We start from the raw sequence: 9,825 nt of genomic DNA, 5'->3' as shown, positions 1-9,825 counted from the left end.
ATCTCGCCCATCAATCGGACGCGCTGTAGCCGGCAGGCATGCCGGATCGCGGGGCGAGTGCGGTGCCCGCGGGCGGACTTGCAACCCGCTCCCGGGCGGCTTTGGGCATCAACCCCTCGGCACTACGACCGGGGTGCGAGCTGCTCGCTGGACTTAGGGACAGGCAGGGGTGGGTAACGCCCGCCTAACAAAAGCGGCCACGTCCCGGGAAGCCTGGCCTGAAGTTGCGCCGAAGACGACGAAAGTCCCTTTGGCGAGAGCCGCGGTGGAACGCCGACAGTCGTGCGCCCCTCGTAAGGGGCGCGGCCGTGCCCGAAGGCACGGCATAATTCCCATTGCGTCTGTCGGCGTTTCGCCTCCGATATTTTCTTTCGTTCTTTCCCGTTCTTCCCGTTCGTCATTGCCGGACAAAGTCGACCGAAGGACGACATCGCTTCGCTCGTCTACGCCAGGCAATCCATGCCGAAGCTTCGGTTGCGAATGCTTCCACCGGCATTTGCCCGCTGCAGCTCAGCATGGACCACCGGATCAAGTCCGGTGGTGACGAGTAAACGACCATGGCTTGGCATAGCTCGGGCGCTCAGCCGCGCCGCGAGAACGGATCGTCATTGCGAGCGTCAGCGAAGCAATCCAGGTCTGAAGTGCCGCTCTGGATTGCTTCGTCGCTTGCTCCTCGCAATGACGGCCGCCTACCAGCCAATGGAGGAAAAGGAGCGCGCCATGCGAACAGACTTCTATCTCGTCATTGCCGGATCGGTCGCCGGCGCTCCTCTGGCACGAGGTCGAGCGTGAGCCGCTCGATCCCGCGCAACACGTCAACTGCGACAGTGCGGCCGATCTTATCGCCCGTGAGCGCGCGTACCAGATCGTCCGCGCCGGCGATGGTTGCTCCGTCAAGTGCGACGATAATATCGCCGGACCGCAGCCCCGCGCGATCCGCAGCCGAACCCGGTTCAACGGTGCCGACCATGACCGCACCGTCCTGGGTCAATCCCGCCGCGCGGCGGCGCAGCGGCGGGACCGCGGTCTGCTGCGCGGCAATTCCAACGAATGCGCGGCGCACGCGGCCGTGCCGAACCAGTTCGCCGAGCACAAAGCTTGCGGTATTCGCGGCGACCGCGAAGCAGATGCCCTGCGCGCCCAAAATAACCGCAGTGTTGATGCCGACGACCTCACCACGGGATGATACCAAGGGTCCGCCCGAATTCCCTGGATTAAGCGCCGCGTCGGTTTGAATGACGTCATCGATCAGCCGGCCGCTACGCGCGCGCAGCGAACGGCCCAGCGCCGAGACGACGCCCGTGGTCACAGTCGACTCAAAGCCCAGCGGATTGCCGATCGCGATCACGAGTTGGCCACGTTTGAGGCGTTTAGAATCGCCGAGCGACGCCGATGGCAGCGTAACCGCTTCATCGACGCGAATGAGTGCGAGGTCGGTATCGGGATCGTCGGCGACCAGCCGTGCATGCAAATCCTGGCCATCGGCGGTCGTGACTTCAATGCGGGACGCGGTACCGGCAACATGACTGTTAGTGAGGATCAGACCATCGGGCGCCACGACGACGCCCGAACCGGTGCCGCCGCGCGGTTGACCGCTTTGGCTCGGCCGGCCGGGATTGCCGTTAAATACCGCAAGCCGCACGACAGCGGGCCCGACGCGCTCGACGACGTCGATGACCGCCCGCGAATAGGCGTCAAGCAGCGCCTGATCGTCCGGGAGGATGGCTCCTTGCGCGGCGTTTCGCCCGCTGCGGTGGGCGTCGCTTAGTGGGATGATTGTCATGCAATATCAGAGTCCTGGGCCGGCGCTCGCCGGCCGATTTGGTGAGTTTCGGGAGTGGGCCCACATATGGGGAGCGCGACGCTTGGCGGGAAGGGCGGATATCGGCAGATCGCATCGGCGCCCGCGCCAGTGTGATTGCCGTTTGCGGATGCCTATGATGCCCGGAGAGTTGAGGGGACTATCGTGAAGTTCGGCAATAGTGCGCCTAAGACGCGCGTAAACGCGCTTATGGCGGCGCGTCTCGCAGCTGCGCTGCTCGCGACGGCTCTGGCCGGCTGCGGCCAGGGCCAGCAGCAGGGCGCCGCACAAAACCTCCCCGCCGTCACCGTCGCCAAACCGGTGCAGCGCACCGTGGTCGATCAGGACGAATATGTCGGTCGGTTCGTGGCCGTCAGTTCGGTCGATATGCGTTCACGCCTATCCGGCTATCTCGCTGCGATCCATTTCACCGATGGCCAGATGGTGAAGAAGGGCGATCTCTTGTTCACCATCGACCGGCGGCCGTTTCAGATCGTGCTCGAGCAGATGCGCGCCAATCTGGCTCAGGCGCGCGCCAATCTCGCCTTTGCCAAAGCTGACCTCGAGCGTGGTCAAAGCTTGCTGCAAAATAAAACGATCACCGAACAGACTTACGATCAGCGCACGCAAGCCAAGACCGTCGCCGAAGCCGCGGTCGCGGCGCAGGAAGCGATGGTGCACTCGGCCGAACTCGATCTCAACGAATACAGCGAACTGCGTTCCCCGATCGATGGACGCATCGGCGATCGCCGCGTCTCGGTCGGCAATCTCGTAACCGGCGGCACCAGCGGCAATACCACGCTGCTTGCGACCGTCGTCTCGGTCGATCCGATCCGCTTCGAATTCACTTTCGACGAGCAGTCCTATCTGCGCTATGCGCGGTTCGCTTCGGCGAGCAAGGAGGTGGCGGCACTGAATGGCAACGTGCCGGTCGCGCTCAAGCTCATCGACGAGAAGGATTTCGGGCACACCGGCAACATCGATTTCGTCGATAATGCCATCAACCAATCGTCCGGCACGGTCCGCGGCCGTGCGGTATTCCAGAACTCCGACGGCGTCTTTACACCGGGCATGTTCGGCCGGATCCGGGTGCCCGGGTCACCGCCCTATTTGGCATTGCTTGTTCCCGATGAGGCGATTGCCTCCGAACAGGCGCGCAAATACGTGCTTGTTGTCGATGATGGCGGCGTGGTGCGCCAAAAATACGTGAGCCCTGGTCAGCTCGACGACGGCTTGCGTGTGATCAGGGATGGTCTTGCGGCCGGTGACCGTGTGATCGTCAATGGCCTCATGCACGCGCGGCCCGGCATTAAGGTCAATGCCCGCGAGCTGAACGCTCCGGCCTCGCCGGCGCCCAAAAGCGGCGATGAAGCGAGAGCTCAATGAGACGTAATCGTGGAGCGAACAGCGGCAGCGCCACTACTGGTTCGGATTCCGCCGCAGTGCAAATGCGCGGCGTGTAGAGCGTAGCTGAGATGCGCATTTCGCATTTTTTCATCGATCGGCCGATCTTTGCTGCCGTAGTCTCCGTCGTTTTCGTCATTCTCGGCGGCGTGTCGTTTCTGCGCCTTCCGGTCGCACAATATCCTGAGATCGCGCCGCCGATCATCAACGTTTCCGGCCAGTATCCCGGCGCCAACGCCGATGTCGTTGCATCGACCGTGGTCACGCCGCTGGAACAGCAGATCAACGGCGTCGAAAACATGCTGTACATGTCGTCGAATTCGACGGCCGATGGACGATTCTCGATTCAAGTCAGCTTCGATCTCGGCACCAATCTCGATATTGCTCAGGTGCAGGTGCAAAACCGCGTGGCTATTGCGCAGCCGCGCCTGCCGAGCGACGTCCGCAATATCGGCGTGACCGTCAGCAAGGCCTCGCCTGACCTGATGATGGTTGTGCACTTGTATTCGCCGGACAAATCGCGCAACTCGCTGTTCATTTCCAACTACGCCACGCTTGAGATCACCGATCCGCTCACGCGGGTCGACGGCGTCGGCTCGATTACAGTATTCGGCAGCCGCGATTATTCGATGCGGATCTGGCTTGATCCTGACCGGCTGCAATCGCTTGGCCTGACCGCGAGCGATGTCACGATTGCGTTGCAGGGGCAAAACATCCAGGTCGCTTCGGGCGTGCTCAATCAACCGCCGGTTTCTCGTCCCGGAGCCTTCCAGATTGCTGTGCAAACGCTTGGCCGTCTCGACAATCCCGATGAGTTCGGTGCGATCGTAGTCAAAGAGACGCCTGGCGCCGTGGTGCGGCTTCGCGATGTTGCCACTGTAGAACTCGCCGCACTCGATTATTCATCAAACTCCTATCTCGATCACGACCCGGCAGTGGCGCTCGCTGTTTTTCAGCGACCGGGATCCAATGCAATCGCCACCGCCAAGGGCGTCACGGACCTGATGAAAGTGTTGGCCCAGCGTTTTCCAGCCGGCGTTCAATACGCGATCGTTTATAATCCGACGCAATTCATCCAGCAGTCGGTCGACGCGGTGATCGACACGATCGGTGAAGCGATCGTGTTGGTTGTGCTGGTGGTGATTCTGTTCCTGCAGACTTGGCGGGCCGCCATCATTCCGCTCGTCGCCATACCCGTGTCGCTAGTCGGCAGCTTTTTCTTCATGGCGGCGTTCGGCTTCACGCTCAACAATCTTTCCTTATTCGGTCTGGTTTTGGCGATCGGTATCGTCGTCGACGATGCCATCGTCGTGGTCGAGAATGCTGAACGCAATATTGCGGCGGGGCTTGCGCCGCGTGACGCGGCGCGCAAAAGCATGAACGAAGTTGGATCGGCGCTGATCGCGATCGCGCTGGTCCTGTGTGCGGTGTTTGTGCCGTCGATATTCATTACCGGCATATCCGGTCAGTTTTATCGCCAGTTCGCGCTGACTATCGCAGGCGCCACGATTATCTCGCTCATCGTGTCGCTGACACTCTCGCCAGCAATGTGTGCGCTGCTGTTAAGACCGCACCAGGAAACCCAGCATGAGGCTTGGTGGGCACGGCCGATCCAACTGTTCTTCGGCTATTTCAATCGGTCTTTCGACAAGGTCGGATTTGGGATTGCCTGGCTGGCCTCGCGGACAGTGCGCCGCGCCGCACTGATGGTCGCGTTGTATCTTGTGGTCATCGGCGTCGGCTTAAACGCCTTTCGCACCACTCCGGCTGGGTTTATTCCGCAAGTGGACCGGGGCTACATTATCGTCGTGGTACAGCTGCCGCCTGGCGCGTCGTTGGCGCGCACCGACGCGGTGCAGCAGCACGCGCTCGACATAGCAATGCAGGTGCCGGGCGTCGTGCATGCCGCGAATATCGTCGGTTTTTCTGGCGCCACTTTCACCAATGCGCCGAATTCCGGCGCGCTGTTTCTGGTGCTCGACGATTTCCAGAAGCGCGGACACGATCCCCGGCAGTCGGCGGCGGCGATCCAGGCGCAGCTGTTCCGGCGGCTATCCTCGATCCAAGACGCCTTTATCATTCCGGTGCTACCGCCGCCGGTCATGGGTATCGGCACCGCCGGCGGCTTTCGGATGATGGTCGAGGATCGCGCCGGGCGGGGCTCGGAAGCATTACGGTCAGCCACTGAATCGCTGGTGACCCGCGCGGCGCAAACGCCGGGAATCGCCGGCACATTCTCGCTGTTTGAGACCTCAACGCCGCAGGTTTATCTGGATATCGATCGCACCAAGGCGCAACTCTTGGGCGTCAACGTGCAGGACGTGTTCAACGCGCTGCAAATCTATATCGGCTCTTCCTACGTCAACGATTTCAACTTGTTCGGCCGCACCTTCCGCGTCACTGCTCAGGCGCGCGACGAAGACAGGCAGTACGTCAGTGACGTACTCAAGATCCGCGTGCGGAATTCGAACGGCGATACCGTTCCACTCGGCTCGTTCACTACCGTCGACAATATCGCGGGTCCGTATCGGGTGCCGCGTTATAACCTTTACCCTGCCGCCGAAATCGACGGCGCTGCCGCGCCTGGTTATTCGCAAGGCCAAGCCATCGCGATGATGGACAGGCTCGCCGCCGAAACTTTGCCGGAAGGTTTTGCCACTGAGTGGACGACGCTTGCCTTCCAGCAGATCAGGGCGGGCAGCACCGCGACATTCGCTTTCTTGCTGGCGGTGGTGTTCGTGTTTCTGGTGCTGGCGGCGCAGTACGAGAGTCTCACGCTACCATTGGCCGTGATCATGATCGTGCCAATGTGTCTCGTCGCCGCCATCGCTGGCGTGATCCTGCGCGGCATGGACAACAACATACTCACGCAAGTCGGCTTCGTCGTGCTGATCGGCCTTGCGGCCAAGAATGCCATCCTCATCGTCGAATTCGCCCGCCAACTTGAGGATCGCGGTCATAGCCGTTGGGAGGCCGCCGTCGAGGCCACCCGATTACGTTTGCGCCCCATCCTTATGACGTCGCTCGCGTTTGTCCTCGGCGTCACACCTTTGGTCTGGGCCATCGGCGCGGGTGCAGAATTACGTCAGGCGCTCGGCACCGCCGTGTTTTCCGGCATGATCGGAGTGACGGCGTTCGGGCTGGTATTCACGCCGGTGTTTTACGTGATCGCGCGTTGGATCGCGCAGCTCGGTCCACGCCGTGGCAAAATGCGGCAGCACGCTCCAGAGCCGGCCGAATAACAGTCAATTGAATGCGGTAACGGCTCCGATCGGCTATTGTCGCGGCACCGGAATGCTATTGTCGCGTTACCGGAATAACGCCGCACACACGGTGTTGATCGGGTGCCGGCAATGGCCGCGGATCCATAAAGCAAGTCCATGAACCGCGAAGGGAGACCGCCCTATGTTTCGTAAACTGCTTGTTGTTTTTGCTGTTCTTATGCTCGGCGTGACCGCGGCTGCAGCACAGAGCTGCCAAGACATCATCGATAAGCGTCAGACCTTGATGAAAAAGAGCGGTGCGGCGGCGAAGATCGGCACGGAGATGATCAAGGGCGAGAGACCCTTCGACCTGGCCCAAGTACGAGAGATCTATGCGGCTTTTACTGAAGACGCCACGCTAATGCCGACGCTGTTCCCAGATTGTTCGAAAACCGGCAACAAGACGACCGCAGCTCCGGCGATCTGGCAAAAAATGGACGACTTCAAAGCGGCAATCGCCAAGTTCGCCGCCGACATCAAGGCGGCGCAGGACAGTACCAAGGACGTCGATACTTTGAAGGCCGGTTTCCAAATCATTGGCAAGAACTGCAGCAACTGTCATCAGACCTTCCGCGTCAAGTCGAGCTGACGCTGCGAACGGGCGCGCAGGGCGGGCCGTCCGTGCGGACTGCCCGCTCTTTGGTTTTTGGCGGAGCGCCTCGCAACGCGGCTTCAACCTGTCCGTTGAACACCCGGAATCGTTTCAAACACGAATTAGTACGACATTGAGGTTGCCGCTAACGCGTTCGCACCCCGAAGAGCGGGTATGCGTTAATAGGGCTGCACCGCCTCCTTCAAACGTGTATCACGTCGCAATCGTGCTGGAGGCGCTGACGTGTCGCGGCTACGGACATTTGTATTCATTGTCGCGACCGGCGCAATTTTTGCGCTCGCGGCGATTTGGATTTTGACGCTGCCGGCGGTTGTCCCGGCCGCAGCGCTGCCGCCGCATACGTCGAATCTGGCCAATGGCGAAACTATGTTCAACATTGGCGGCTGTTCGTCGTGCCATGCTGTGCCGAATGACAACCCCGAAAAGGTCGATCGCACGCGGCTTGGCGGCGGTCTGGCCTTAAAATCACCATTTGGTGTCTTCTACGCGCCGAACATTTCATCCGACGCCAGGGACGGCATCGGCAACTGGTCCGAGGCAAATTTCGTCACCGCATTGTGGAAAGGAACGTCGGATCACGGCACCAATCTCTATCCTGCATTTCCCTACACTTCCTATCGCTATATGCAGCTCGATGACGTGCGCGATCTTTTTGCCTATCTCAAAACTTTGCCGCCGGTGCCGGGCAGGTCGCGCCGCCACGAGTTGTCGTTTCCATCCAATGAACGACGTCTGCTCGGCATATGGAAATTGCTGTTTATGGGCGAGGGAAGTTTTGTGCCTGATCCGTCCAAATCGGCGCAATACAATCGCGGCGCTTATCTCGTGAACGGGCCGGGTCATTGTGCCGAATGCCACAGCCCGCGAAACGTCCTCGGCGGCATTATCGAAAGCCAGCGCTTCGCCGGCGGGCCATCGCCGGACGGCAGCGACTGGGTGCCGAACATCACGCCAGTCGGACTCCAGCGTGACGATGAGAAGTGGTCCGAGAAAGATATCGCGAGCTTTCTCGATGGCGGCATGATGCCATCGGGCGATTTTGCGGGCGGCGCCATGGCTGACGTGATCAGAAGCACCTCGCTGCTTTCTCCGGAAGACCGGGCCGCTATAGCGAGCTATGTCGCAGCGCTGCCGCCGCGACAGGGGCCCACACCGCCGCCGAACAAAGACCAGGACATCAAGTGATGCCGAGTAGCCGCGCTTGACCCCGATGAATCCGACTCGAGGCATCGCGCTCAAGCTCGTTTCGGCGCTTTTATTCGCGGTGATGTCGGCTTTGGTCCGTTATCTCGGGGCGCGCTATCCGATCGGGCAAGTGGTGTTTTATCGCTCGGCATTCGCGCTCGTGCCGCTCCTTGTTGTCTATGCTTGGCGCGGCGAGCTTGCCGCGGTGGTGCGCACCGAGCGCCCGCTCGGACAAGCGGGGAGGGGCATGCTGAGCATTGCCGGCATGTTCTTCAATTTCGGCGCGGTGGCGCGGCTGCCGCTTGTGGAATCCAACGCCATTGCCTTTACCTCGCCGCTATTTAGCGTCGCGCTGGCCGCCCTCATCCTGAAAGAGCGTGTGCGCGTATACCGCTGGTCGGCCGTTACCATCGGATTTGTCGGCGTGCTGGTGGTGCTTTCGCCGCACCTTTCGGGTGACGAACTGACTGTCGCTATGGCGAGCGCAACAAGCCTCGTCGGTATCCTCTATGCGATCGGTGGGTCATTGGCCAATGCCGGCACTGTCATTCAGACCCGTCGCTTGGCGGAGAGCGAGTCCACCTCGTCGATTGTCTTCTATTTTTCACTGTCCTGTGCGCTCGCTGGTCTGGCGACTTGGCCGTTCGGCTGGATCGGGCCAACCCCGACCGAGCTCGCCGCGCTCATCGGCATAGGTTTTCTGGGCGGCACCGGACACATTTTCCTGACCGAAAGTTACCGGCATGCATCCGCGTCCGTAGTCGCTCCATTCGACTATACGTCGATGATCTGGGCACTAATCCTTGGATACGCGATGTTCGGCGAAGCGCCGACGCAAGCAATTGTTTTGGGTTCGGTAATTATCGCGGCCGCAGGCCTATTCGTGATCTGGCGCGAGCGCCGGTTGGCAATGATGCAGCGCCGCCATGCACGGGCCCTCCATCCAGGCGAGGCGGCTACGACGCTCCGAACGCCTTAAAGGTGATAATGGTGCGCGTATCGGCAATTCCGGGAATGGTCTGGACCTTTTCCGCGATGAAATGGCCGATGTCGGTCGAGGGCTCGACATAGAACTTGACCAAGAGATCGAAGTCCCCGGCCGTCGAATAAATTTCGGAAGCGATCTCGGCATCAGCGAGCTTGCCGGCCACGTCGTATGCTTTGCCAAGCTGGCATTTGATCTGCACGAAAAAAGGGATCATGCGCGCCTCCGACCCGATCCATATCTTATACCAGAGCGGGTGGACTGCACGAGCCCGAAGAAGCATTGTAGAATCGGCGCGACTGGATAAAAAATGCATGCACCAATCGAGCTTGCCAATGTTGCCGCCGACGTGCTCGCCCGTATCCGTGAGCGCGCCCCCCGCGTGCATTGCATAACCAATTCGGTGGCCCAGCAATATACGGCGAATATGCTGCTCGCTGCCGGCGCTGTGCCGTCGATGACGATTTCGCCTGATGAAATCGGGCCTTTTGTCGCTGGCGCCAACGCGGTCCTGGTCAATCTCGGCACCTTTGATCGCGAGCGTAAATCCGCGATCGAGAGCGCGGTTGCGATG

Annotated in this window: 8 protein-coding genes; 6 read left to right on the top strand and 2 right to left on the bottom strand. The window is 60.7% G+C overall.

The genetic code is table 11. The features are described from left to right. Nucleotides 1–742 precede the first annotated feature (742 nt). On the bottom strand, nt 743–1,783 hold the full coding sequence (locus CFA80_RS00930) for a trypsin-like peptidase domain-containing protein (protein ID WP_088518494.1): 1,041 nt from the start codon (nt 1,781–1,783) through the stop codon (nt 743–745). Nucleotides 1,784–2,011: 228 nt separating this feature from the next. Between CFA80_RS00930 and CFA80_RS00925 the strand changes: the two genes are divergently transcribed. The 5 genes from CFA80_RS00925 (at nt 2,012) to CFA80_RS00905 (ending at nt 9,245) form a co-directional block, all read left to right on the top strand. Further along, complete coding sequence (locus CFA80_RS00925; protein ID WP_088518493.1) at nt 2,012–3,187, top strand: efflux RND transporter periplasmic adaptor subunit; 1,176 nt, start codon at nt 2,012–2,014, stop codon at nt 3,185–3,187. An 89-nt stretch (nt 3,188–3,276) separates the two neighbouring features. After that, on the top strand, nt 3,277–6,447 hold the full coding sequence (locus tag CFA80_RS00920; RefSeq protein ID WP_088518492.1) for a multidrug efflux RND transporter permease subunit: 3,171 nt from the start codon (nt 3,277–3,279) through the stop codon (nt 6,445–6,447). Nucleotides 6,448–6,610: 163 nt separating this feature from the next. Continuing rightward, nucleotides 6,611–7,057: a cytochrome c gene (locus CFA80_RS00915; protein WP_088518491.1), complete on the top strand. Its 447-nt coding sequence runs from the start codon at nt 6,611–6,613 to the stop codon at nt 7,055–7,057. 246 nt (nt 7,058–7,303) lie between these two features. Next, nucleotides 7,304–8,266: a c-type cytochrome gene (locus CFA80_RS00910; protein WP_245281138.1), complete on the top strand. Its 963-nt coding sequence runs from the start codon at nt 7,304–7,306 to the stop codon at nt 8,264–8,266. A 25-nt stretch (nt 8,267–8,291) separates the two neighbouring features. Beyond that, nucleotides 8,292–9,245, top strand: coding sequence for a DMT family transporter (locus tag CFA80_RS00905; protein ID WP_088518490.1), 954 nt, complete (start codon nt 8,292–8,294; stop codon nt 9,243–9,245). On the opposite strand, the gene CFA80_RS00900 is transcribed toward CFA80_RS00905, so the two are convergent. Then, nucleotides 9,223–9,468 (bottom strand): Lrp/AsnC ligand binding domain-containing protein, encoded by a 246-nt coding sequence (locus tag CFA80_RS00900; protein ID WP_088518495.1) that lies wholly within the window; start codon nt 9,466–9,468, stop codon nt 9,223–9,225. The two genes, CFA80_RS00905 and CFA80_RS00900, sit on opposite strands and share 23 nt — an antisense overlap. Nucleotides 9,469–9,633: 165 nt before the next feature. Here CFA80_RS00900 and CFA80_RS00895 point away from each other — a divergent pair. Beyond that, nucleotides 9,634–9,825, top strand: a 192-nt coding sequence (locus tag CFA80_RS00895) for a hydroxyethylthiazole kinase (RefSeq protein ID WP_245281137.1), incomplete at its 3' end; no start/stop codon positions are given.

It is taken from the genome of Rhodoplanes sp. JGI PP 4-B12, assembly GCF_900188135.1.
The sequence above is the reverse complement of the archived record's forward strand: the minus strand, read 5'-3'. Positions and strand labels throughout refer to the sequence as shown.